20 protein-coding genes, 1 tRNA gene and 2 pseudogenes are annotated in these 24,281 nt (G+C 57.0%); 10 read left to right on the top strand and 13 right to left on the bottom strand.

Going from position 1 to position 24,281, the window contains the following annotated elements:
• Positions 1–226, bottom strand: a pseudogene (locus EA473_RS19680) (IS4 family transposase); the annotation flags it as partial.
• Between the two features lie 111 nt (positions 227–337).
• Between EA473_RS19680 and EA473_RS19685 the strand changes: the two are divergent.
• A complete protein-coding gene (locus EA473_RS19685; protein WP_207890221.1) occupies positions 338–733 on the top strand; it encodes a DUF7344 domain-containing protein in 396 nt (131 codons plus the stop codon).
• A 22-nt stretch (positions 734–755) separates the two neighbouring features.
• On the opposite strand, the gene EA473_RS19690 is transcribed toward EA473_RS19685, so the two are convergent.
• From EA473_RS19690 to EA473_RS19700, 3 genes are all read right to left on the bottom strand, one after another.
• A complete protein-coding gene (locus tag EA473_RS19690) occupies positions 756–995 on the bottom strand; it encodes a HalOD1 output domain-containing protein (RefSeq protein ID WP_279387679.1) in 240 nt (79 codons plus the stop codon).
• Between the two features lie 113 nt (positions 996–1,108).
• Positions 1,109–2,497, bottom strand: a complete 1,389-nt coding sequence (locus EA473_RS19695) for an MEDS domain-containing protein (RefSeq protein ID WP_165875342.1) — start codon at positions 2,495–2,497, stop codon at positions 1,109–1,111.
• An 89-nt stretch (positions 2,498–2,586) separates the two neighbouring features.
• Complete coding sequence (locus tag EA473_RS19700; RefSeq protein ID WP_124197340.1) at positions 2,587–3,147, bottom strand: response regulator; 561 nt, start codon at positions 3,145–3,147, stop codon at positions 2,587–2,589.
• A 145-nt stretch (positions 3,148–3,292) separates the two neighbouring features.
• Between EA473_RS19700 and EA473_RS19705 the strand changes: the two genes are divergently transcribed.
• On the top strand, positions 3,293–4,852 hold the full coding sequence (locus EA473_RS19705) for a sensor histidine kinase (RefSeq protein WP_165875343.1): 1,560 nt from the start codon (positions 3,293–3,295) through the stop codon (positions 4,850–4,852).
• A 15-nt stretch (positions 4,853–4,867) separates the two neighbouring features.
• Here EA473_RS19705 and EA473_RS19710 read toward each other — a convergent pair whose 3' ends face one another.
• Together EA473_RS19710 and EA473_RS19720 are read right to left on the bottom strand one after the other, a co-directional pair.
• Positions 4,868–6,031 carry a PAS domain-containing response regulator gene (locus tag EA473_RS19710; protein ID WP_124197342.1) on the bottom strand — a complete coding sequence of 388 codons (1,164 nt, stop codon included), beginning with the start codon at positions 6,029–6,031 and terminating at the stop codon, positions 4,868–4,870.
• A gap of 447 nt (positions 6,032–6,478) precedes the next feature.
• Positions 6,479–6,733 carry a hypothetical protein gene (locus EA473_RS19720; RefSeq protein WP_124197343.1) on the bottom strand — a complete coding sequence of 85 codons (255 nt, stop codon included), beginning with the start codon at positions 6,731–6,733 and terminating at the stop codon, positions 6,479–6,481.
• Positions 6,734–7,233: 500 nt separating this feature from the next.
• Between EA473_RS19720 and EA473_RS19725 the strand changes: the two genes are divergently transcribed.
• Positions 7,234–7,356 (top strand): helix-turn-helix domain-containing protein, encoded by a 123-nt coding sequence (locus EA473_RS19725; protein WP_124197344.1) that lies wholly within the window; start codon positions 7,234–7,236, stop codon positions 7,354–7,356.
• 39 nt (positions 7,357–7,395) lie between these two features.
• On the opposite strand, the gene EA473_RS19730 is transcribed toward EA473_RS19725, so the two are convergent.
• Entirely contained in the window at positions 7,396–7,767 is a 372-nt protein-coding gene (locus tag EA473_RS19730) for a hypothetical protein (RefSeq protein WP_124197345.1), read from the bottom strand.
• A gap of 66 nt (positions 7,768–7,833) precedes the next feature.
• Between EA473_RS19730 and EA473_RS19735 the strand changes: the two are divergent.
• Positions 7,834–9,006: pseudogene (locus EA473_RS19735) on the top strand (IS701 family transposase).
• A 364-nt stretch (positions 9,007–9,370) separates the two neighbouring features.
• Here EA473_RS19735 and EA473_RS19740 read toward each other — a convergent pair.
• The 5 genes from EA473_RS19740 to EA473_RS19760 form a co-directional block, all read right to left on the bottom strand.
• A complete protein-coding gene (locus EA473_RS19740) occupies positions 9,371–9,967 on the bottom strand; it encodes a hypothetical protein (protein WP_124197346.1) in 597 nt (198 codons plus the stop codon).
• 78 nt (positions 9,968–10,045) lie between these two features.
• Positions 10,046–10,714, bottom strand: a complete 669-nt coding sequence (locus tag EA473_RS19745) for a hypothetical protein (protein ID WP_124197347.1) — start codon at positions 10,712–10,714, stop codon at positions 10,046–10,048.
• 434 nt (positions 10,715–11,148) lie between these two features.
• Entirely contained in the window at positions 11,149–11,334 is a 186-nt protein-coding gene (locus tag EA473_RS19750; RefSeq protein WP_124197348.1) for a hypothetical protein, read from the bottom strand.
• 258 nt (positions 11,335–11,592) lie between these two features.
• Positions 11,593–11,667, bottom strand: a tRNA-Val gene (locus EA473_RS19755).
• A gap of 232 nt (positions 11,668–11,899) precedes the next feature.
• The gene (locus EA473_RS19760; RefSeq protein WP_124197349.1) at positions 11,900–12,433 is read right to left on the bottom strand and encodes a cob(I)yrinic acid a,c-diamide adenosyltransferase; all 534 of its coding nucleotides are present in this window, start codon (positions 12,431–12,433) and stop codon (positions 11,900–11,902) included.
• A 158-nt stretch (positions 12,434–12,591) separates the two neighbouring features.
• Between EA473_RS19760 and EA473_RS19765 the strand changes: the two genes are divergently transcribed.
• Complete coding sequence (locus EA473_RS19765; protein WP_124197350.1) at positions 12,592–13,902, top strand: serpin family protein; 1,311 nt, start codon at positions 12,592–12,594, stop codon at positions 13,900–13,902.
• A gap of 236 nt (positions 13,903–14,138) precedes the next feature.
• Positions 14,139–15,131 carry a methyl-accepting chemotaxis protein gene (locus tag EA473_RS19770; protein WP_124197351.1) on the top strand — a complete coding sequence of 331 codons (993 nt, stop codon included), beginning with the start codon at positions 14,139–14,141 and terminating at the stop codon, positions 15,129–15,131.
• 79 nt (positions 15,132–15,210) lie between these two features.
• Here EA473_RS19770 and EA473_RS19775 read toward each other — a convergent pair whose 3' ends face one another.
• Entirely contained in the window at positions 15,211–15,822 is a 612-nt protein-coding gene (locus EA473_RS19775; RefSeq protein ID WP_124197352.1) for a TetR/AcrR family transcriptional regulator, read from the bottom strand.
• Positions 15,823–16,087: 265 nt separating this feature from the next.
• On the opposite strand from EA473_RS19775, the gene EA473_RS19780 reads away from it, so the two are divergent.
• The 4 genes from EA473_RS19780 (at position 16,088) to EA473_RS19795 (ending at position 24,265) form a co-directional block, all read left to right on the top strand.
• The gene (locus EA473_RS19780) at positions 16,088–17,833 is read left to right on the top strand and encodes a COG1361 S-layer family protein (protein ID WP_207890222.1); all 1,746 of its coding nucleotides are present in this window, start codon (positions 16,088–16,090) and stop codon (positions 17,831–17,833) included.
• Between the two features lie 9 nt (positions 17,834–17,842).
• The gene (locus EA473_RS19785) at positions 17,843–20,326 is read left to right on the top strand and encodes an efflux RND transporter permease subunit (protein WP_124197353.1); all 2,484 of its coding nucleotides are present in this window, start codon (positions 17,843–17,845) and stop codon (positions 20,324–20,326) included.
• 103 nt (positions 20,327–20,429) lie between these two features.
• On the top strand, positions 20,430–22,592 hold the full coding sequence (locus EA473_RS19790; protein ID WP_165875344.1) for a thioredoxin domain-containing protein: 2,163 nt from the start codon (positions 20,430–20,432) through the stop codon (positions 22,590–22,592).
• 206 nt (positions 22,593–22,798) lie between these two features.
• Positions 22,799–24,265, top strand: coding sequence for an ATPase domain-containing protein (locus EA473_RS19795; protein ID WP_124197355.1), 1,467 nt, complete (start codon positions 22,799–22,801; stop codon positions 24,263–24,265).
• The last annotated feature ends 16 nt before the right edge of the window (positions 24,266–24,281 follow it).

Below are 24,281 nucleotides of genomic sequence, written 5' to 3' on the forward strand. Positions count from 1 at the left end.
CACAGTCAGCCGTCTCGACGTAGCGTTCGAGAAACGCCTGAATGGATCGATCAGATCCGGCAGCGAAGCCGAGTGAAAGCGTGTAAAACAACGCGACGACGTCGAGTTTCCGCTCTCGCTGGATGAGATTCGTTGCGCGAGCACGCTCGCGCAACTCATCAGATGGAAACGCTCTTTGAATTCGGTTCACAACTACTGAGTCCGGTGGTTTGTACACACTTCCCACCGGATTCTCACATTCCTAGTTACTGACGATTCTAGCTTGGCGTCTCTGGATACCCCGATCTGTTAAACTAGAACGGATGGTGTTTCCCCATAAAAGCCGTTTCACAAGGAGATGACCGAACAGGAAAGCGATCAAGTCACCAGTCAGGTCACCGAATCAGTTTCGCTCGATACGCTATTCCAGATTTTAAGCCACCAACACAGAAGGGCTGTACTCGGTGTTCTTATCGAAAACGGGCGGAAACTGACGTTGAACGATCTGACTAAGGAAATCGCTGCCCGAAACCACGAGACACCGATAACTGAGGTTCCATCGGATGATGTGAACAAGTTCCATCTTTCCCTCTACCACAATCACGTTCCCAGACTCGCTGAAACACAGCTTATCGAATACGATGAAGACCGGGAGATCGTGAAGCCGACAGAAACACTCAATCAATTAGAACCTTTCCTGTCACAGGTAGCAGAAGCTGACTCTGCGGATCAACTGTGCGACGAAGGCGATTGACTACAATCAGGGCTAACTTCTTTCAGATCTCCGCTTTCTCTGTCACACTGATTTCGCCTGAACTGGAAACGGTTACCTGGTAATCTTGGTATTCGAACTCAACAAGTCCATCCTCGTCCATGGACTCCACGAGTTGGTCTAAAGCCTCAGTATCCACTACGTCGTACAATGGTGGTCGAAGCTCCAAAGCGTCCACACCTTCTTTCTCAGCAAGCTGTTCTACCACGGCAAGGGTCGGACTACCCGATGTCTGACTATTCAAAAATTCATCACCCCCGATCTCACTGTGCTAACAAGGGTCATCAACCACAGTAATAAGAACAACGATATCCTATTACTCCGGGTTACCAAAACCAATCACCTTCAATCCTATCCTTAGTGCTCCTCGACACCGTTTTCTTCTAAAGCAGTTAGCGAAACTATGATTCTTGTATATTCGTTATCGGTTTCAAACGATAACTCGCCGTCAGAGCTTTCAACAATCCAGTTCACAATCCACAATCCGATCCCGCTACTATGGCGTAATGGGGTTTCCTGTCCTTTCATAAGAGACTCAATCTCAGAATCAGGCAAAGTTTGTTCCTCCACCTCTATCACGAGATCAAATGTAGCATAGGACCCCTTCCCCTCTATTTCCGCTGAGATATTCACAGTATCCGTGTGCTCGATCAATGTTTCCAATAGCATCTGTACAGCAAACTCCAGATCTTCACTTCCCTCAACCCAGATCTCATCTTCCAGAGAGGATCTTATCTGTTTACCTGGGTTCTCCCGCATCACATCCTCAATAATACGACCAACAATCTGTGAAAGAGGAAGCGGTACTTGTACTGGTGGCTTTTCATCAAGAGAGTCTTCAATCCGTTTAGCCTCCTTAGCGATAGCGAATAATTCTTGAGCTGTGGTATGAATTTGTTCAGCGCTACTTTGCAACTCCTCTGAATCCAGTTCCTCAGATAATATGTCGCTATGACCAAGAATCACGTTCAGATCGTTACGGATGTTGTGACGGAGTACACGGTTCACTACTTGTAACCGTTGTTCCCTCCTCAAAATTTCATCTTGTGCTGAAGCCAGATCAAAAGTAGTATCCAACATCCGATCAACCTCTAATTCCGGTTTCTCCGCTCCTAAGAACTCATCCGGTGGTGTATAGTACGTGTTAGAACAGATCTTTCCTTTGTAGACAATATGCGGATGGGTGTGAATCACGTCTATCAGCTTTTCTGGTGCGAACCGGTCCAAATCATACTGGCAGAGAGCAACACAAGGAAGATCAGCAGCTAATTGATCAAACCGTGACTCATACTCCACAATATCCTTAAAAGGAATATCCTGGTTGATGGTCCAAGTCATCTCTCCAGTAACCCGTAAACCGTCAAACCCGCTTTCTAACTGATCATCTACCGTACCCATAAGAAAATCCAACATCGAATCTACATCAAAACCCGGTCCGTCCAGATACGTATCACCCACTTTCTCAACGACCAGCTGACCTGTGTCAACAGCATCTCTGTCAACACCGACACCTTCCAACGCAGACCAGATCTCTTTCTCGGTGCTCTCGTCTGCCAGGTACAGACAGCTCTCATTATTTTCCAAACCTGATTTGAGGAACGGGATTGTAGCGTTCAACTGCTCCTCAACGGTGTCAAAAAGCAGTGCTAAATGGTTTGCATCTGCTGTTTTCTGAAGACGGGATTGTAGACGTTTCTGGTTAAAATTTGAGATGTTTAGGCCTTGGTTTTCGATGTTGAATTCCAAAATTCTCCTCCCTCTGTACGTGTATCCGGTCTAATGGTTCTGCTAACACCGTGTTTATAATCTTAACATATTAGCCTTTGGGAAACACCTCAGGGGATATCGTGTATAATAGCGTTCAGGTCTTCTTCATCAAGTTGATCCCGTGATCTTTCTACTTCGGATTGAAGAGTATCTACCTTTTCAGACAATTCTTGATACGTTTCATTGTTCTCACGCTCGTTCTGGCTTTTTTCAGCTTTAATAGCCGACTTCTGAGCAACTAAAGTGAAATATTTCTGGAGTTGCGAACTGTACTCAGATCGTCTAAGCAATTTCTCCACTGAAGACTTCACTTCATGCTCTGACACAGGCTTCTCCAGATAATCGTCGAATCCAAGATCAAAAATATCGAAGTCAGGTGAGACTGCTGTAACCATTGCTATGCGGCAGTCCAGATCGTTTTCTCGTATAGTTTGCAGTACATCATCTCCAGAGATTTCAGGCATCCGTCTGTCAAGTAGTACCACGTCTACATCCGACCCCAGTTTTTGAACTGCTTCCTCTCCATCGTATGCTTTGGACACCTGGTAATCAGATTCCAGCCATCGTGCGTACAGGTCTGTTAACGGCTCTTGGTCATCGACAACTAACACGTGAGGTTTCTGACTCATTGTTTTTCGAGCGTTGTGCCACAAGGTATATAGTCTTAATCAGTTAGCATTAAGTACAGATAAGACTGTCCGGTGCTTAGCTAATACCAGTCTTTGGGATGAACAGATTAGCTTTTCAACATCAATGACAGATGGTTTGGTAAAGATGTCTGGTCTTCTAAGATTTGGTGATAGTTGGCCCATCTATCTGATCGGTGGGTTATCATTTGCTCTTTCTGTCACCCATGTTTATCGGTTGTTGTTTATTGATATGCCGTCTACTACTACGTTCGTCTTTCGAGATATTGGCCCGTTTTTTGCAGGTTTAGCGGTGTTAGTGGGTGTCTTTTTATTGTATAAGCAGAAGTTAGCTTTCCAGTATCAGCTTCGTATTCTCGGTTGGTTTCTTGCAGGTTTAAACACCTTAGCACTTATCGGTTTTTTTATGACTCTTACTCAGCAGTCGGGTATCCAGTTCTTGGATATGCCGGTATACCTAATCTTGAACAGTGCTACGGCTGGTGCTGGAATAGGTTTGATTGTTGGGTTGTATGATGTACGGAGTAAGCACCGGGATGACGCGCTTCGAGGGTTACACGATGCAACACAAAATCTTCTGGAAGCAGAATCAAAGGAAAAAGCAGGTCAAATAACTGCTGATGCTGCGCAGTCGGTTATCCAGCTTCCACTGACAGGGTTTTGGTTAAGGAAAGGAGATAACTTGGAGCTGGTAGCTATGTCGGAAACTGCGGAGCAGGTTATCGAGGAGCATCCGGATTTTGAGAAAGGTGAGGGTAGTTTGGCATGGGAAGTGTATGAGAAACAAGAGCCAAAGCTGTTTGAAGATTTGAGCATCGAAGAAGACGTACATAATCCGGATACAGCTGTAAAATCTGAGTATATTGTACCTGTGGGTGAGCACGGGGTGATGATCAACGGCTCTCTCTCACGAGGAGAGTTCTCATCAATGCAGCTGGAGCTGTCCCGATTAATGGCTGTGCATACGGAACTGGTTCTTGACCGGATTGAGAGAGCAGAGAGTTTAGAAACCCGTGAACAAGAGTTGCAAAAGCAGAACGAACGGTTAGAGCAGTTTGCAAGTGTGGTATCTCATGACTTGCGTAACCCGATTAACGTGATTGACGGGTACCTGAGTCTGGCACGGGAAACACATGCTGAGGAAGATTTTGATGAGATCAGAACTGCTGTGGATCGGATGGAAGATCTTGTTGATGACTTGTTGGCGTTAGCTCGGAGTGGAGAATCAATCCAGAACAGAAGCCCTGTAGGCTTGCGGTCGGTGGCGGAGAACGCTGGAAACAACGTGGACTTAGAAGGTTTAGAACTGGAACTTGGCTCTGAGTTGGGAATGGTTGAAGCTGATGAATCCCGGTTACAGCAACTATTTGAAAACCTGTTCCGGAATGCGGTCGAACACGCTGAAAACGCTGATACAATACGTGTGGAACCTACGAGTAACGGTATCGCTATCGAAGATAATGGCTCAGGGATTCCCGAAGAGAAGCAAGACAGTATTTTCGACTACGGGTACACAAGCTCAGATTCAGGAACAGGGCTTGGACTTGCTATTGTACAAGAAGTAATTGAAGGTCATAACTGGGAGATCTCTGTCTCAGAAGCAAAAGATGAGGGCGCACGATTTGAAATCAGGATACCTGAAGAACATCGGATCAACCGCAGTAAGCCCGAGACAAAGGTATCTTAGCAGCCCCGGTACCGTTTATGAATCCTGTGAAGATCGCCGTCCAAGCCCACACACGCCAATAACCTCTCCGTCAGACTTGATAGGAGAGCCAGTGAAATCGTACAAAATTTTCTCATCCTGTTTGGTCACTAATTCAGCTTCCACGTTCACCACTTCTTCGTCCTCTATAATCTTGTAGATTAGTTCCTCGATCTTTTCTTCGGTTTCACCTTCGAACAAGTCCAGAGGCGAGATATCCTTCATCTCTTCCTCTGAATATCCTGTGACCTCTATCAGTCGGTCATTCCAACGCACATAGTTCAGATCTGAATCAAACACGTAAAACAGGTGATCCAGCGAATTCAACGCTGCATCAAGAAACTGTTTCTCATGGCGGAGTTCCTTCTCTCGTTTCTTCTCCTCAGTAAGATCACGGATTACACAGACATGACCTCCGTTCTCCAATTGAGTCATCGCTACTTCTTCCGGTACCCTTTCACCATCCTTGGATAACCCCACAGCTTCGCCTTTCCACACGCCAGTCTTCTTAAGTATTGGAAGAATGTCGTTCCGGAATTTCTCAGCCTCTTCTTCAGGATATAACTGTTCCCAATGCTCCCCAAGCAATTGTTCTGGTTTAGTATTGTAGATTTCAGCGTACGACTGATTTAGGTATACGTACTCCCCGCTATCATTCAAAATCCCGATACCCTCTTGCGCAGAGTTCATCGCCTTGAAACCACGATAGACCTCTTGCTCTGCCCGGTACTTTCCAACTAGATTTTCAATCTGGTTAGCTAATACAGTGTATTTGTCTTTCCCACCTCCTTTTTGCAGGTAGTCAGTTACTCCTGCGCTGATCGCATCGCTTGCTATCTCTTCACTACCTTTACCCGTAAACAAGATGAAGGGTAGGTCAGAGTAGTCTTCACGTATCTGCTTCAGAAAGTCCAGCCCATTGCTTTTCGGCATGTCGTAGTCGCTAACAACACAGTCCAATTCCCGGTTTTCAACTGCTTCAACACCGCTATTAACGTCTGTCTCCTTGATTACCTGGATCTGATTGCTTATCCGTTCGAGAAAAGTCTCTGTTAGGTTCAGAAGTTGCTGGTCGTCATCCACGAGAAGAACTTGTATTGGCTCGGTTTGAGCGGACAGAGCAAATTCCGTAAGGTCGTCGAAGTCCTCATCCCGAAACATATCTGAAGCATTAAATCCTAATATATTAACTTTGGTGGCTGTTGACGTGGGGTTTGTGTTACTGGTTTTGGTTACTAGCTGTAACAGTCAGTTCTTCTTTCTCAAGACCTTCTCTACCTCTTCTGTGGAAAGAAATATAGGTGCTCCTACAAGGTTTCCTGCCTTATCGTAGACTGGTTCGATGTTGTACTCTCCGATACAGATTTGTCACCTCCACCATCTGTAGCTGTGTACAAATTCAAGGGTTTGATAATCTCCAAGTACTCATCCCGCACTTCATCACGCGGAAACTTCGTATACAAGTCCATAACCTCCTGATCCCGTCTCCACGCAGGTAACGAATGTAATGATCCAGCATCCCGTTGTTCCGCATCAAGCTGGTGAAGATCGTCCTATAGTAGTGTGGAGTGGACTTCTTATGCCAATCCTGCTCATCCACTTCATCCATCACACGAGCTCTCCAAATGCGATCACGATCGACTCCGAGGCGAGCACCTCGCATTCCGATTCGACAGTCATCTGCGCCTCGACATCTTTATCAATGGCTTTGCCATGGTTGAGCGCCGTATTGAGCACGCGTTCGATGTTTGATTTCTCGGGACGGAACGAAATGTTATTTAACCACGATTCGATCTTGCGCACCTTCTCACTCGACTTTAACACGGTTCTCCGCAGGTTCTTGGATGGCATCGACCGTTTCATCAGTCACGTCCGGGTGGCTGCGAAGCGTATCGAGAGTCCCAAGAACGAGGTTGAGATCGTTTCGGGTATTATGGAGTAGTGTCCGATGTAGAATCTCAATCCGACGATCGAACGAGCGGATTTGACAGCGACCGCGACGAGTACCAGCTGCTCAAACGCAACCTCGGTGAATCGAGGACGAGGCGCTCGACGCAGTGATCGTCAGCGATTGCATCCGCCTCTCCCGGGATTTCGACGAGCGTCTGCGGCTTCTCCTACTGTTCCGGCAGACAAATATTGTACTTCGTCGAGGACGGCGGCAGAGTCGAACTAGACGACATTCAGACCGCAGCCATGGAAGCGATCCACGGGATGATCGACCACCTCAAGAACCAGGCTGATATCGAACGCTCACGCTCTGTAATCCAGGATAGAACCGTCAACGGTTACCATCAAGGAACGCCGCCGTACGGCCTGCAATTCGCTGACAACGGTATACATTTAGAACGAGATTCTGACGAGTGGACGCCGTCAAAGGCATCATCGAGCGCCGAGAACAGGGTGAGACGCTCTCCAGTATCGCAGAAGATCACGATGTCTCCCCCGGATCCGTCTCACGCATCCACGACCGGTGGATCGAGTGATACGAACAGAAACTAGAAGAGTACGGCGTCTAACCCGGGTTACTCGATACTGATTCCCGGTCGCTCCGGTAACTCGTTACCTCTCAGCACCTGAATTACCTCGCCAGTCTGAGCGTCATCGGGCACCGACGCGCAGTCACGGACGATCCCCGCGACTCCAGCCCCTATATCACCCCACAAATTCACTGTCTTCCCTGAGAGATCCGAAGGGGCCAAGTTTTTCGTTTCCCGCCGCCAGTCCATTTCCGTCCGGACCACCTCAGCAGCCGCCTCTTCATACAGTTCCTCGATTTCCTCGACGTTCTCCGCGAGTCGCCGCACGAGCTCGGCGTCGGCGTCGGACGCCCACTCGGTTGCCTCAATGCCATCGGCTCTGGCCCTCAGGTCGTCTGCGTTTATCCCGATCAGCATTCGTCTTTAGCTACTTGACTTCGCACGTTATCTCGTTAGAGCCCGTATAGAGTGTGTGAAACGTGGATGCTGCCGATAACGTCGTTCCTGTCGTGTACTGAACCAATCGACCAGTTCGAGTGTTTCTCGATGCGGCAGAAACACCACGCCAAAACCTACGTAACAGGCCTTGTTGCGGCCAGCAACAAGACCGCTCAAGGCATCTCGAACATCGTTCTCCCGGCCAAGAGTGAACGTGCTTTGAACAAGTTTTTCACCGAGTACGACTGAGATGAAGATCAGATCAACAGAGAACGCCTGGCGCTGTTCCAACAAGCCGATGACACGAGATGGAGCAGTGAAGGTGTCGTCATCATCGACGACACCTTCACGCACAAAACGGGCAAGAAAATCCCTCACGCAGGGAAATACTACGACCACGGTATCCACAGCTACATCTGGGGACAAAACATCGTCTACGCACTCTACGCCGACGAAAAAACCACCTACCCACTCGGCTTTCGCCTCTACAAGAAAAACGACAAACGCCGCGTTGAACTCGCTATCGAACTCGTTGACGACCTCATCGAGATAGGTGTCCCGGCGGACACCTATCTCTTCGACATGTTCTACAGCACCGAGAAGTTCGTCACTCATCTCGAAGGGTACGGAAAGGAGTGGGTTTCAGCCGTCAAGAGCGATACACGTGTCAGCTATGGTGGTGATCGAATTCGTGTCGATGCGCTCAGCCAGCGCATCGACACAGTCCCACGAACCGTTAACGGCGACATCTATCACATCTGGACGCAGAAACATGATGTCGGTCGTCTTGGAGAAGTGAAACTCCTGATCACGAAGAAAGAATCACGCGACGAAGACGAGGAACCGAGCGTGAAGTACATCGTGTCGAACAAGATCGACGCACCGGCAAGCCATCTCATCGAGTTATGCGCGATGAGATGGCGAATAGAGACGTTCTTCAGGGACACCAAGCAGGACCTTGGTTTTGGCGACTGCGAGTTACGGCACGCCGCAGGTGCCAGTCGGCACTGGCACCTGCTGATGCTGGCCTACAGTCTCCTCAAGTTCGGTGCTGCACACAGCGCCCTTGGAACGATTCTCGGACACGCGAGTTCACTCCGAAACGACGTCAAACGATCCTTCCGTGAAAGCGTTCAGAATCTTCTCTCGTGGGCACTGACCAGTCCGGACCGCAGCATCGACGAGCTAATGGACCAGATTGACGGCATGTTCATCTAACGTGCGAAGTCAAGTAGCTAAAGACGGATGGAGGAGGACGGTGACCCACATGTGCCGGTAGAGGTCCTTGATGCAATTGACAACCTTGCGGAAGGGAATACTGCTAGCAAGGACGAAATTCAATCGGTTCTAAAGTTTAGAGCCCTGCTGCTTCTTTTGTTGATCTGTGGCGTATATCCTTTTAGGCGGTTCGGAATTCTTCAAAATCGTCGGGAAGTTTGGAGGCGATAAATTCCGTGAGATCACTCATCAATAGTGCCGCTTTCTCACGTCCCCATCATAAGTTTAGGTACTTTTCAGTTACCAGTCCCCAGAATCATCATAGAACCTCTTCGAGGTATGTTATTTAAGAAATAGATGAGAGCTAGTCGAGAACTACCGATGAAAGATCACGGATTGTAAGCCCGTCCGTGTGCGTGTGCTCTGCGATTTCCGACTGCGTAATGTCGTCGCGGTCACTAGACTTGATCGGGACCCACAGGGAAGCGGAAGCGATTGACGACGGTGCAGCATTCGGTTTCTCTCGTTGGATTAATTCGAGAGACCCGCGAGCAACTGCTGCGGCTTCACACCCATATTCCAGCTCCTCAATATACCGCTCAAGATACTGCTCAGCAGGAATCGGAAGTGTTTGCGTCCCGGTAGCGCGCGCAATCTCACGCTTCTCTTGGATGAGCTTGTGCACGTCAATCCCACCGACAGCAGCGATTTCATCCGGTGTTCCCGGCGTATTCCGCTCCTCGCAGGCGAGTCTGATTGCGGCAGGAACCGCGTATTCGAAACCCCGCCCACCAGGGGGACGGGCTCGCTCTGCGGTATAGAACAGGTCGAGCGCTCGTTCGACCAAGTCGTCGTCCAGGTCGAGCGCTTTCCGGTAGCGGGCGGTGATTGCATCGACACGGTCGATGTTGACGACAGGTGGCTCGTCGCCGTTGGAGGTGGTGATAGGGTTGGTGCTCATATCTAGGTTATCTGAAGGTGATTACTTAACTGACCTCCCAGGATTGTGTGGCGGTTCTCTGTTATCGGAAAAGAATGGTCACTCAAGCCGGTACAGTTCTGAGCGGTCCTCGATTGCCCGGGTGATCGTTCTCCTGGAGCAATCAAGTTCGCGCGCGGCAATCCGTTTAGACTTCGACCCGTTGGCAACGTAGGAGAGTGTTGAGCACACCTGATTATAGTTGTCTGCGCGCGCGAGTTTCCCCGAGTCATCCGTTCGGAATCCGAGCGGTGGACGGCCAGTGTGGATCTCACCCGAGATCGAGGAATCGTCTCGCTCCTCGATTGAGCCTGCAAAGATGATGTCCCAGCCGTGGTCCTGCGCGGTTTCGATTGTGCGGCCTGCCTCAGAAAGATCACTCCAGAGAGAGTATGGGTGCGCAGTGACCAGTTCAGTTGCAGTATCTAAGGCAGCCATGTCGTCAAGTAGACGGGCGAAGCATCCTCGGTCACTGGCGGGGTCGATGTACACTCCGACTCGGCCGGGGAGGATCACCACGTGGGTTGTGTGTTCCTCAGCAAGGTAATCGACTACGTCAGTGATACTGGAGTCAATGACTAGGATGTCGTGTTCGACGAGGTATCGAAAGCAGTCTTGGAGTGTTGATTTGAGTTGACTTTCGGGGCCGTGGGCGTAGACGAGTGTTTCTGGCGGGGCGTTGTCTTCGGTTCGATTGATGATCTTAGGGGGAATTGTGGTAATATCCACGTCCTGTAAGGTCTTAAGCGCAGGGTTCTTCCCATGGGCGGAATTATGCGACAATATGTTCACGTCACGCGGTTCTGCTGAATCAACCGCAAACCGTGTACACTCCTCTACTTATCTCCACGGTTACCTACTTCCGTCCCTGAATTCCCGGTGTTTCGAGAGCGTACCGTATACCAACTCATACGGCGAATGACACCGGATCCTCTTCACACATACCTAAACCACGCAAAAGACTTCTGCGGAGATCTAAACACGTAACGTGAGTATCGCACAGGGGTTCTGAACCGATTATTATCCCAAAATGGGTGTGGTGGTAGGTGGTAGTAGAGTGGATTTGTAATAATGAGTGATAGAAGAGGGCTGCGCTCAGACGCCGCGCCGCGCTCAGACTAAGAGCTAAATCAAGGTGACCAGTGATCAGTACAGACGCCTACTCATGTGCTGTCGCTGCTAATGAAAACGCTCGTATCACGTTTCATGGCTGCTTCGAAGGCTTCCATGTCTGCCTCCATCGAATCAACGATTTCGTTGCCCAGCAATGCTCGTACCTCTGTCTCCGTTATTTCGCCGCGGCTGTACTGTTCGTAGGTTTTGATTTTCTCTGCGTCAACGTCATCCATAGTTGTGCGTTTGCTCCTCATCGGATTAAGAGTGTGTGATAGGGAACTCGGGGTGGGGTCAGTGCCTCTGATCGACTCAGCCGGTGCCACTAAGTGACCGGTCCTTCAATACATTCGCTACCCGTGGCGGGGCGCGCGACAGGATCGCCCGTAGGGTGCATCAATGCATTCGAACACCCCAGTCCAGTGATAGTGAAAACGTGAAGCTCAGCCCCTCAATCGCTCGGATCCGGTCCTGCAAAAACGGATTATTTCGAGTGGGTTGGGGCAGATTTGAACTGCCGACTTCCTCCGTGTGAAGGAGGTATCATAACCGGACTAGATCACCAACCCGCACGCTGTCGTATCCGTCCGCGCGACTTAAGCGTTCCTTTCGTCGGTCCAGGTCGTCTCTCGAGGCCACCCCCAGTATCCGTCCGTCGGGCCATGTACGACCAGCGGCAGGGGCAGCCACCCATGCAACCGACACTCGCCCGCCCGCGGCGCAGACGGTTGGTGTAACGATTTCCCGGCGTGATCCCAAGATCGGCCGCAGTGGGCCCGGTACTGACTCCCAGTACTCCTCTCAGTACTCGGGTGCCTCCTCCCGTTCGCCGTCTCGAGCGTTGACCACGCGAGCGAACGTGAACAGGCCGTCGGAGAGGCGGTTCAGGTACTGGACGGCGTCTTCGTCGATCCGTTCGGCGGAGGCGAGGTCGACGGCCCGGCGTTCGGCGCGCCGGCAGACGGTCCGTGCGTGATGGAGTCGTGCACCGTGGTCGCTTCCCGTCGGGAGGATGAACGAGGTCAGTGGCTCGAGTTCCTCGTCGTAGTCGTCGATCCACTCTTCGATCTGCTCGACGTGTTCGGCACGGATCGCGGGGTCGTCCTCGTCCGGGTCGGGATTTGCGAACTCCGCTTGCACGACGTGGAGGTGGTTTTGCACCGTCCGGAGGCGATCGTCGACGTCGTCGTGGCCGGTCGGTCGGATCGTCCCGAGCAACGCGTTGAGTTCGTCGACGGTTCCGTAGGCCTCGATCCGGGGATCGGTCTTCGAGACGCGAGTCATGTCCCGAAGATCGGTGCGCCCGTCGTCGCCGCGGCCGGTGTAGATCGACATACGTCGACAGTGAGCGGCCCAGCTCATTGAAGGTTTCCAGCCCAGCGCGTGGCGGGTTCGACTCGAGCAAAACTTCGCCGCCGGGCGACACGGCCAATCGTCTCTCTCGTATCGGTCGGTTCACAAGACTTATTCTCGAGCCGGACGTGTCACGGGACGTGACGCTTTCACGCCGACACGCCCTTGCCCTCCTCGGCGTCGGCGTCGGTGGCGGCGGCTACCTCTGGCACACGCGGTCGGGGCCGGACGGCGATCTGGGTCCGGAAACGAGGCCGGCCGGTACCGACGCGCAACTCGAGGACCTGATCCGTGGGAACACCGCGTTCGCGACGTCGATGCTCCGGCGGTTCGCCGACGAGGAGCCGAACGCGAACCACCTGTTCTCCCCGGTGAGTATCGCGACCGCCCTCGCGATGGCCCGGGCGGGCGCTCGAGAGGAAACCGCGACGCAGATGACCGAGACGCTCGCGTTTCCGTCCGAAGACGACCTCCACCCTGCCGTCGGGGCGCTTCAGTACGACCTGAACGAGCGCGCCGCAGACGCCGCGACGCCCGGCATCGTCGATCGACTGCGGGGCGGTCGCGAGTTCGACCTCACCGTCGCCAACGCTCTCTGGGGCCAGACCGGCTATCCTTACCGAGAACCGTTTCTCGAGACGCTCGAGGCCAACTACGGCACCGGACTTCGGGAGGTCGACTTCGTCGACGACACCGACGGCGCTCGGGCGGCGGTAAACGACTGGGTCGACGACGCGACCGACGGTCGAATCGACGAATTCCTCCCCCCGGAATCGGTGACCGACGCGACGCGTCTGGTCGTGACCAACGCCGTTACCCTCTTTGCGGACTGGGCCGAGGCGTTCGATCCCGACGATACTCGCGACAGGACCTTCACGGCGCTTTCCGGCTCGAGCGAAGAGGTCGCGATGATGAACCAGACGGGCGACTTTCCCTACGCACGCGAGCCGGAGTACGGAGCGATCGAACTCCCGTACGTCGGCGAGGAGGTGAGCATGGTGATCGTCGTTCCGCCGGAAGGCGAGTTCGAGTCGTTCGAGGCCGACCTCGACGCCGACCGGATCGCAGAGATTTTCGACGCCCTCGAGGAACGCGAGGCAGCGATCCACGTACCCCGGTTCGAATTCGACCTCGAGTTCGAACTCGCGGAAGTGCTTGGCGACCTCGGGATGTCCGCTCCGTTCGATCCGGAGGCCGCGAACTTCGAGGGGGTTGCACCCGCCGAGGCCGGCTCCGACGCGCTGTACCTCTTCGACGTCTACCACGAGGCGTACGTCTCGGTCGACGAGGCCGGAACCGAGGCGGTCGCCGCGACGGGGCTTTCGGGCGGGCTCGCGTCCGGTCCGCCGACGCTGATCGCCGACCGCCCGTTCCTGTTTTTCGTTCGGGATCGGTCGACCGACGCCGTGTTGTTCCTCGGTCGAGTCGTCGACGCGGCGAACGCGCAGTAACGCGAGCGGCGTCGCCGAAACTGTGTACCCGCCGTTTAATCCGCAGCTCCCGAAAAACGAATTGTACGCACTACGGCGTTTATTCGGCCGAGACCAAACGAATTGGGCAACAAGTATTATTACCGATCGGACGACCCCTATATCGATGGAACATCAGTTCATCAACACAGTTACGGTCTGTGACGTGATGCGGAGGGCAGTGAGACCGAGCGGTATCTGTCGGGGGTGGATACGCGATGTCGTTCGATAACTCGTCCGGATTCGCCGAACGATCGGAGATTGACGACGACGGCGACACCGACGTCGATACGTCGGCAGTCGACGACCTCGAGGCGGATGCCGGATACGACGACGAGCGGGCCGCGGAGATGCAGTCCTCGATCGCCGACCTCGGAGAGAGTACCGGCGAGATCAGCGACCGGCTCGAGGAGATCCACCACGAGGCCACAGAACAGTACGAGGCGGTCATGGTCGCCGCCGACGAGATGTCGAGTCTCTCGGCCGCAGTCGAGGAGATCGCGTCGTCCTCCGAGGAGGTTGCAGCGGCCGGCGAGTCGGCCCGTGAACTCGCCGAAGACGGACAGGTGTCGGCCTCGGAGATCGGCGAGGCGATGGAAGAGATCAAACAGACGGCGAACGACGTCACCGAAGACGTCACCGCGATCCAACGGAGCGTCGAAGAGATCGACGAGATCATCGAGGTCATTAACGATATCGCCGATCAGACGAACTTGCTGGCGCTCAACGCGTCGATCGAAGCCGCTCACGCGGACAAAGCGGGTGACGGCTTCGCCGTCGTCGCTTCGGAAGTGAAATCGCTGGCGGAGGACTCACAGGCGCGTGCCAGCGAGATCGAAGAGATGATTCGCGACGTCGAACAGAGTACCGAGAGAGCCGTCGAGAGTCTCGACGAGAACAACGAGCGCATCGAACGAGGTATCGAATCGATCGACCGCGCGGTCGGGACGTTCGACGAAATTCACGAGACGGTCGAAGAGGTTTCGAACGGGATCGACGAAGTCGCCGCCGCAACCGACGAGCAGGCCTCGAGCACCGAGGAGGTCGCGAGCATGGTCGACCAGACGGTCGCCAGCGCGGAGAGTATCGCGGACGATACCGGGGTCATCGCCTCCGAGGTCGAGTCCCAGACCGACCAAATCGAGGAGATGGACCGAACGCTCGAGCACCTCGTCGAGGACTTCACGCCGAACGCTTCACCCTCGCGATAGTGCTCCAACTATACCTGTGTCCCGGCGCACCCGCGACCCGGGCGGCGGGTGCGCCGTCAATGACGGACAGGAAACCGTATCAATGGTGTTGAAAGAGTCCGTCGACGACGACGTCGATCAGGAGATCACGTATTTCGTCGTACTCCGGCCCGACCTCGTTCGACGAGAAGACGTCTTTGCTTCGCGTCACGAACACGAGTGTGAGGAGGAAGGCGTTCAGCGTCTGGGGATCTCGCTCCCGAAGTGCCGACCGGTCTGCCCACTGATCGATCGCGCTCATGTTCGTGGTCCAGACCTGCTCTGAGAGCGCCTTTCGTTCGGCCTCCGAGAGGTGATTCTGTAGGGAGCGCAGTTCCCCTTCGACGATGAGGCGGAAGATCAGCGGGTTCGATTCGATCGCGTCGAACGTTCGCTCGAGGGTGACGCGAATCTCCTCGCGTGGCGTCTCGGCGTTCGAAGCGGCCTCGGCAATTTCGGCATCGAGACGGGCGCGCTCCCGCATCAATACCTCGGCGTACAACTTCTCTTTCGAATCGAAAAACTGGTAGAACGTACTCGTCCCGATTCCGACTGCCTCCGTGACGTCTTTGATCCGCGTTCGCTCGAGGCCGAACTGTGCGAACAGATCTCGTCCTTCCTCGAGGAGGTTCGTCCTGATGAGGTCGCGTTCCTCGTCGCTGAATCCCTTCATCGCGTTACTCGTCTGTACGCGTCTCTCGGTTCAACTGCGATCTGTGTCCGCTCACTCGGCGTTGTGCGGCCGGTGTCGTGTGTTACGAGCATGAGTATACGAGAATATAGGAACTCATGAATCAAAACATTTTTTATTTTTGTGTTTCTCTGTTCAGTATGGACACGTTAGGGATCGAACGGGATCACAACCCACAGCGTTCGTGCAGCGAGAACGCTGGCATGCCCCCGGACGATCGGCGGTACAGCCGGTGGGGGGTGGGTGGATGAACGGACGAACGGTTGGACTCGTCGCCGTGGTCGCGCTCTCGGTGCTCGCCGGCGCGATCGGTCTGGTTTTGGTGGGTGGATTGACCCCCACCGATATCGACGAGACCAGCGCGGTCGATTCAGTCGTCGACGACGGCGTGAACAACGGCGGATCCGGAGAAACCGTGACGAAGTCGGTTCGAACGGAGACCGAACCAGCACTCCAACAACAGCAGCAACCACCCGCAGATCGAACGCTCATTCGCGGAGAACCCGACCTCGAGGTCCACGCCCCGGAGCCGAAGGTCCAGTCGGGACAGACGAACAAAGTGCCGCTACAGGTATCGAACAGCGGGAATCTCAGGCTCGGCCCGTCAGATCAGCGCGAACTCGTGACGACCGCCCGGAACGTTCGCGTCGACGCCGACGCGAGCGCAACCCCGCTCACCGTCGAGAGCGGAGAACTGTCGGTCGGAAGCGTCACCGAGAACCAGCCCAACGAGGCACCGATCGCCATCAGCGTCCCTGACGACGTCGACGCGGGGACGTACACGATCGACATCGACGTCTCTTACTCACACACCTACCAGCGCTCCGGAAACGGCGTCACCGACGATCGGTCCCGAACCTGGTCGACGTCGATCGACGTCGAAGTCGACGACGAAGCCCGGTTTACGATCACCGACGCGAAGACTGACGCACAGGTCGGCGACTCCGGGACGATGAAAGTCACCGTCGAAAACGTCGGCTCCGAGACCGCACGTGACGTCAACGTCATCCTCGAGTCCTCGAGCGCCGGCTTCGCGTTCGGCGAGAGCGCACAGGATTCGGCGTGGATCGACGAACTGTCCCCCGGGGAGTCGACGACCGTCGAGTACGACGTCGGCGTCGCACCGAACGCGCCCGTCCGCGGGTACACGCTCGACGGCACCGTTCAGTTCAAGACCAGCGACGGCTTGCAACGCGTCGACGAGAGCCCATCTGTCGGCGTCACTCCACACACCGAACAGCAGTTCTCCGTGACCGACGTCGACTCCGACCTCTACGTCGGCGAGGACGGCAATCTGTACGGCGTCGTCACCAACGACGGTCCCACGGACGTACAGAACGTCGTCGTCCAGTTCGCCGACGAGTCGCCGAACGTGGTCCCGATCGAACAGGGCGTCAGTGTCGGGTCGCTCGAGGCCGGCGAATCGACCTCGTTCCGACTCCCGCTCGAGATAAGTGGCGAAGCGGAGCCGGTGTCCAGAACGATCGATCTCGGCGTCCAGTACCGGAACGCGGACTTCGAAAAGCGCTTCTACGAGGACATAGAGGTCGTCGCGGACGTCGAACCGAAGCGCGATCAGTTCGAGGTCGACGTCCTCGAGCGGGACATCGCCGCCGGCGACGAGCAACACGTCACCGTCGAGGTAACGAACAACCTCGATCAGACAGTGACCGACGTCGAGGCGCGACTGTTCGCTGACGATCCCCTCGACAGCGACGACGACGAAGGATTCGTCGAGGAACTCGAACCCGGGGAGTCGGTGACGATGACGTTCCACCTGAGCGCCGACTCGTCGGCAGCCGCGAAGACGTATCCGGTCTCCTTCGACTTCCGATACGACGACGAACGAGGGAACAGTCAGCTGTCGAACACGATTCGAGTCGCGATCGACGTCGTGGAAAGCGGGGGCGGAATACCCGGCTTCCTGATCGGGACGGTCGTCCTGACCGGTCTCGGACTGGGTGCCGGCGCGTACGTCTACCAGCGGAGATAGAACGACACGATGACCGATACAGGAGCGCGGATCGAAGAGGCGACGGCCCGGCTCAACGAGACGATCGTCACTCGCTCGAAAACGGTCGTCGTCGTCTTTCTCGTTCTCACCGCCGTCTTCGCCGGCGGAATGACCGCCATCGAATCCGAGGAGGGGGAGATGGACGCGTTCACCGAGGGGATTCCGGAGCAAGACGCCCTCGACGCGGTCGACGAGGAGTTCGAGGGGTCGTTCGACGCAGGCGAGGAATCGACGCAGCTGGTTCACACCGGCACCGACGTCCTGACTCGCGAGGAACTGATTCGATCCCTCGTCGTCTTAGAGCGGGTCGAACAGCGCGACGACCTCCGAATGGCGTCGGCCGACGGGCCGGCGACGGTCGTCGCACAGGCGATCGACCCAGAGGCGGAGACGGCGGCCGAACAGCGCCGCGTACTCGAGAGGGCGACGAACGCCGAGGTCGATCGAACGATCCGAACGCTCGCGGACGATCCGGGGTTTACGAGCATCGTCTCCGAGGATTTCAATCCGAACGAGGCGTCGGCATCGGCGTCGATCATCGTGATCGACCACGACGTCCCACGGGAGTTCAGCGGCGACGACCTGACCGACACCCAGCGGGCCGTCGAATCGATCGCCGACGACGAGCCGACCGATCTGCGCGCGTTCGGCTCCGGTATCGTCGACGAGGAGTTCGAGAACATCATCGAGGACTCGATGGCGATCGTGATGCCGATCGTCGTCGTGCTGTTGCTCGCGTTTCTCGCGGTCGCCTACCGGGATCCGATCGATCTCGTCCTGGGGCTGCTCGCGCTCGTGATGACCGTCGTCTGGACGTTCGGGTTTCTCGGTTACGCGGGGATCCCGTTCGGGCAGATGATGATCGCAGTTCCCGTCCTGTTGCTGGCGGTCGGCGTCGACTTCGGGATCCACATCGTCAACCGGTATCGCGAGGAGATCGTCGAAGGGGACGAGCCGGTTGCCGCGATGCGGACGGCGAACAACCAACTCATGATCGCGTTCGTCATCGTGACGACAACGACGGTCTTCGGCTTCGGTGCGAACGTCGTCTCCGATCTCGCCCCGATTCGCGACATGGGGATCGCCTCGAGCGTCGGGATCGTCTTTACGTTTCTCATCTTCGGGCTCTTCTTGCCCGCGACGAAACTGGAGATCGACCGGCTCCGCGATCGAGTCGGCGTCCCCGAGTTCGACTCGACGCCGATCGCCTCCGAGGAGTCGTCGTTCGGCCGGATGCTGTCGATCCCGGCGACGGCGAGTCAGCGTGCCCCGGTCTTTTTCGTTCTCGTCCTCCTGTTCGTCGGCGTCGGTGCTGCGGGATACGGTGCGGGCGTCGACACCACGTTCGACGAGGACGACTTCCTCCCGCCGGAAGAACAGCCGGGGTACATCGAGTACGTCCCCGAACCGTTCGCTCCCGGCGAGTACACGATCACCGGGACGATCACCCTGCTCGAGGACCGGTTCGCGACGAACCAGGACGAATCGGTGACGATATACGTCGAAGGATCGCTCGAGGAGGACCACGCACTGGAGGCGCTCGAGGCACCCAACGCCGATCCGCCGAGTAGTCTGGCAGTCGGTGATGGCGGGCACGCAGAGGCCCAGAGCATCGTCACCGTGATCCAGTCGTACGCCGAGCAAGACCCCGAATTCGCCGCGCTCGTCGATCGAAACGATCGAAGCGGGAACGGGGTCCCCGATCGGAACCTCGACCGAATCTACGACGAACTGTTCGCCTCGCCCGCCGGCGCGGACGCCGAACGATACCTTACGGAGGACCGCCGCGGTACCAAGATCGAGTACGCGGTCGACGCCGACGCCAGCCAGAGTGAGGTCGCGGCCGACGCCAGCAGGTTCACTGCGGACTTCCGATACGAATCGACCGCGACCGGCGAGATCGTCGTCTTCGACGCCGTCAGTGACGTCATCTTCGCGTCGGCGATTCAGGGCATGATGCTCGCGATCGGGCTGACGGCGGTGTTCCTCGTGATTGCCTACGCGGTGCTCGAGGGGCGGCCGTTGCTCGGCGTGGTCAACGTGTTCCCGATCGTCATCGCGGTCGCGTGTCTCGTCGGGACGATGCGACTGCTCGGCATGCCGTTGAACGCGCTCACAGCGACCATTCTCTCGATTTCGATCGGAATCGGGATCGCCTACTCGGTCCACACGACGGCGCGTTTTATCGACGAGTACAACCAGCTCTCGGATCCGGTGTCCGCGCTCACGACGACGCTTTCGGGAACCGGCGGCGCGCTCGCGGGGAGCATGCTCACGACGTCGATCGGAACCGGTTCCCTCGCGTTCGCCATCACGCCGGTTCTTGGCGACTTCGGTTTGTTGATGGCACTCAGCGTCTTCTACTCGTTCGTCGCGTCCGTCGTCGCGTTACCCCCGACGCTGATCCTCTGGGCCAGGGTTGCGGAGTCCGATACCACGCTCGAGTCCGTCAGGGATCGATTCGGGGTTTGATCCGGGATTCGTTCCCGCACCCGACGACGGTTCGTACCACACGCGTCATTCGTACCAGTTGCTATTGCCACGTCCTTTTACACGAGCCGTCCGTAGTGTGGGCATGAACGATCCGACGAGTCGAAACCGTCTCGACGAGGAGGAAAGCCCGTACCTGCGCCAGCACGCCGACAACCCCGTCAACTGGCAACCGTGGGACGACCGAGCCCTCGAGGCCGCCCGCGAGCGCGACGTTCCGATCTTCCTCTCGATCGGCTACTCGGCGTGTCACTGGTGTCACGTCATGGAGGAGGAGAGCTTCGCCGACGACGAGGTCGCCGAGGTGTTAAACGAGCAGTTCGTCCCGATCAAAGTCGACCGCGAGGAGCGCCCGGACGTCGACAGCATCTACATGACGGTTTCACAACTCGTCACCGGGCGCGGCGGCTGGCCGCTGTCGGCGTGGCTCACCCCCGACGGACGGCCGTTTTACGTCGGGACGTACTTCCCGAAAGAACCGAAACGCGGCCAGCCCGGCTTCCTCGAGATCCTCGACAACATCGTCGACTCCTGGGAGACCGACCGCGACGAAGTCGAAAACCGCGCCGATCAGTGGACCGAGGCGGCACGAGATCAACTCGAGGAGACGCCGGATTCGATCGCGGCCGGCGAACCGCCTTCCAGCGACGTCCTCGAGTCGGCGGCCGACGCGGCGCTTCGAAGCGCCGACAGGCAACACGGTGGGTTCGGCTCCGACGGGCCGAAGTTCCCCCAGCCCGCTCGACTCCGGGTGCTCGCCCGCGCGTACGACCGAACCGGCCGCCAGACCTATCTCGACGTGATCGAAGAGAGCCTCGAGGCGATGGCCGCTGGCGGCCTCTACGATCACGTCGGCGGGGGCTTTCACCGGTATTGCGTCGACCGGGACTGGACGGTCCCCCACTTCGAGAAGATGCTGTACGACAACGCCGAGATTCCGCGGGCGTTTCTCGCCGGCTACCAGTTGACCGGCGAGCAGCAGTATGCAGACGTCGTCGAAGAGACCCTCGAGTTCGTCGGGCGCGAACTCACACACGACGAGGGCGGCTTTTTCAGCACGCTCGACGCACAGAGTCCGGTCCCGGCGGACGGCGACGGCGGGGGCGAGCGCGAGGAGGGTGCGTTCTACGTCTGGACGCCCGAAGAAGTTCGGGACGCACTCGAGGCCGACGTCGACGCCGACCTCTTCTGTGCCCGCTACGACGTCACCGAGTCGGGGAACTTCGAGGGATCGAACCAGCCCAACCGGGTCGCGTCGGTTCCGGATCTCGCCGATCGGTTCGACCTCGAGGACCGGGAGGTTCGCGACCGGCTCGAGTCCGCTCGAGAGCGGTTGTTCGAGGCGCGCGAACGGCGGCCACGTCCGAACCGCGACGAGAAGGTGCTGGCGGGCTGGAACGGCCTGATGATCGCGACGTGTGCCGAAGCCGCGCTCGTGTTGGGCGAGGACGGGTACGCCGAGCAGGCGGTAGACGCCCTCGAGTTCGTCCGCGAGCGCCTCTGGGACGACGACGAGAGACGCCTGTCGCGGCGGTACAAAGACGGCGACGTCGCCGTCTCCGGCTACCTCGAGGACTACGCCTTCCTCGCACGCGCCGCGGTGGGGTGTTACGAGGCGACCGGCGACGTGGATCACCTCGCGTTCGCACTCGAGCTGGCCCGGGTCATCGAAGCCGAGTTCTGGGACGCCGACCGCGGGACGCTCTATTTCACCCCCGAGAGCGGCGAGTCGCTCGTGACGAGACCCCAGGAGCTGACCGATCAGTCGACGCCCTCGGCGGCCGGCGTCGCCGTCGAGACGCTGCTCGCACTCGACGAGTTCGCCGGGTCGGAGTTCGCAGAGATCGCGACGACGGTACTCGAAACCCACGCGAATCGCCTCGAGGCGAACGCACTCCAGCACGCGACGCTCTGTCTCGCTGCCGATCGCCTCGAGGCGGGCCCCCTCGAGGTCACCGTCGCCGCCGCGGAACTTCCCGACGAGTGGCGCGATCGATTCGCCTCGCGGTATTTCCCCGACCGGTTGTTCGCACGCCGACCCCCGACCGACGAGGGCCTCGAGCCGTGGCTCGACCGACTGGGCCTCGAGGACGCACCGGCGATCTGGGCCGGCCGGGAGGCCCGCGACGGCGAGCCGACGCTGTACGTCTGTCGCGATCGGACCTGTTCGCCGCCGACTCACGACGTCGAGGAAGCTCTCGAGTGGCTCGAAAGCGAGGTCGATTCGGGCCCTGACGCTCCCCTCTAGTGGCGTCCCAAGCCTGTACTGATGAGCGAAATCACGCGGTGTGATCCGATTTCGCTCATCAGTCGACGCTTGGGAGGGTACTAGTGCCGGGTGCCGAGCGAGCCTGCAAATCGACGTGATCGGCGACGTCGCCGTGTCACCGGGGACTGTTTACCTGATCGACCAACAGTGTTATTCGTCGTTCTCCCTTCTGTGAGTGTCACTGTATGAGTACAGAGCTACAGACGATCGAAACCGGGGTTCCGGGACTGGACGAGATTCTCTACGGCGGCCTCGTGACGGACAGACTCTACCTCGTCGTCGGCCGACCTGGTACCGGAAAGACGTTGCTCGGAATGGAGTTCCTTCGAACAGGGATCGACGACGGGGAGACCGTCCTGTTCGTCCACGGTGAGGAGTCGAAATCGGAAATCCTCGCGAACGCCTCGAGCTTCGGAATCGACCTCGAGACGGCACGGTTTCTCGATCTCGGCCCCGATTCCGATTTCTTCGACGGGGACAGTGCGTACGATCTGGTCGACTCTCGAGACCTCGAACCCGAGGGATTTATCGAAGACATCAGGGACACGATCGAGGAAATCGATCCCGACCGCGTCCTCCTCGATCCGATCTCGCAACTGCAGTATCTCGAGCCATCGGAGTACCAGTTTCGCAAGCGACTGATCTCGTTTATGCGGTTTCTGAAGGGACAGGGGACGACGGTGGTCGCGACGATGACGCCGGCCCCGGCGCGAAACGACAACGAAGTGCGATCGCTGAGCGACGGCGTCGTCGAACTCGAGCGGGGCGACGGCGGCCGGCGAATCGCCGTCCCGAAACACCGGGGAATCGGTCAACGTGACGGCAGCCACGGCCTCGAGATTCGGGCGAACGGACTCGAGGTGTACCCGAGTCTCGTCCCGAACCAGTACGAACGCGAGTTCGGACCGGACCGACTCCCGTTCGGTATCGACGAACTCGACGCGCTGCTCGGTGGCGGGATAGAGCGTGGAACGGCGACGTTCGTCGCCGGCCCGACCGGCGTCGGCAAGTCCACGGTCGGGACGCAGTTTCTCACGCAAGCGGCCGAACGCGGCGACAGCCCCGTCGCGTACCTCTTCGAAGAGTCACCCAAGACGTTCGTCCATCGGGCAGACTCGATCGGGCTCTCACTCGACCGACTCAGGGAGGAAGAGAAACTCTCGATCGAGGCGGTCGAACCGCTCGCGCTGTCGGCCGAGGAGTTCGCACAGCGGGTCAAAAGGCGCGTGGAGTCGAACGAGACGGGAATCGTCATGATCGACGGCGTCGAGGGGTACAAAGTCGCACTCCAGGGAGAGGGATCGAAACTCGGACGAAAGCTCCACGCGCTCATCCGGTATCTCAAAAACGAGAACGTCGCCGTCCTCCTGCTCGACGAAACCGATCAGGTGACCGGAATGCCGAGCGCGACGAGTGCGAAGATCAGCTACATCGCCGACAATGTCGTCTTTCTCAACTACGTCGAAACGGGCGGCGAACTCCGGAAGGGGATCGGCGTGCTGAAAAAGCGCGCCGGCAACTTCGAGCGGACGATCCGGGAGTTCGAGATCACGCCGGAGGGGATCGTCGTCGGCGAGCCGTTGACCGGCATCGAGGGAATCCTCGAGGGAACTCCGACCGGGCGTCTGCGGGCGGCCGACAGGACGAAGTAACGAACCGACCGACTGT

This window comes from Natrarchaeobius chitinivorans, from assembly GCF_003841505.1.
In the GTDB taxonomy this organism is placed as follows: domain Archaea; phylum Halobacteriota; class Halobacteria; order Halobacteriales; family Natrialbaceae; genus Natrarchaeobius; species Natrarchaeobius chitinivorans.

Bases quoted from the DNA above. Each gene is read 5' to 3' on its own strand.
- EA473_RS19685 (WP_207890221.1), top strand. From the start codon at position 338: ATGACCGAACAGGAAAGCGATCAAGTCACCAGTCAGGTCACCGAATCA.
- EA473_RS19700 (WP_124197340.1), bottom strand. From the start codon at position 3,147: ATGAGTCAGAAACCTCACGTGTTAGTTGTCGATGACCAAGAGCCGTTA.
- EA473_RS19705 (WP_165875343.1), top strand. From the start codon at position 3,293: ATGTCTGGTCTTCTAAGATTTGGTGATAGTTGGCCCATCTATCTGATC.
- EA473_RS19710 (WP_124197342.1), bottom strand. From the start codon at position 6,031: ATGTTTCGGGATGAGGACTTCGACGACCTTACGGAATTTGCTCTGTCC.
- EA473_RS19720 (WP_124197343.1), bottom strand. From the start codon at position 6,733: ATGAAACGGTCGATGCCATCCAAGAACCTGCGGAGAACCGTGTTAAAG.
- EA473_RS19730 (WP_124197345.1), bottom strand. From the start codon at position 7,767: ATGCTGATCGGGATAAACGCAGACGACCTGAGGGCCAGAGCCGATGGC.
- EA473_RS19740 (WP_124197346.1), bottom strand. From the start codon at position 9,967: ATGAGCACCAACCCTATCACCACCTCCAACGGCGACGAGCCACCTGTC.
- EA473_RS19750 (WP_124197348.1), bottom strand. From the start codon at position 11,334: ATGGATGACGTTGACGCAGAGAAAATCAAAACCTACGAACAGTACAGC.
- EA473_RS19760 (WP_124197349.1), bottom strand. From the start codon at position 12,433: ATGTCGATCTACACCGGCCGCGGCGACGACGGGCGCACCGATCTTCGG.
- EA473_RS19770 (WP_124197351.1), top strand. From the start codon at position 14,139: ATGTCGTTCGATAACTCGTCCGGATTCGCCGAACGATCGGAGATTGAC.
- EA473_RS19775 (WP_124197352.1), bottom strand. From the start codon at position 15,822: ATGAAGGGATTCAGCGACGAGGAACGCGACCTCATCAGGACGAACCTC.
- EA473_RS19780 (WP_207890222.1), top strand. From the start codon at position 16,088: ATGAACGGACGAACGGTTGGACTCGTCGCCGTGGTCGCGCTCTCGGTG.
- EA473_RS19785 (WP_124197353.1), top strand. From the start codon at position 17,843: ATGACCGATACAGGAGCGCGGATCGAAGAGGCGACGGCCCGGCTCAAC.
- EA473_RS19790 (WP_165875344.1), top strand. From the start codon at position 20,430: ATGAACGATCCGACGAGTCGAAACCGTCTCGACGAGGAGGAAAGCCCG.
- EA473_RS19795 (WP_124197355.1), top strand. From the start codon at position 22,799: ATGAGTACAGAGCTACAGACGATCGAAACCGGGGTTCCGGGACTGGAC.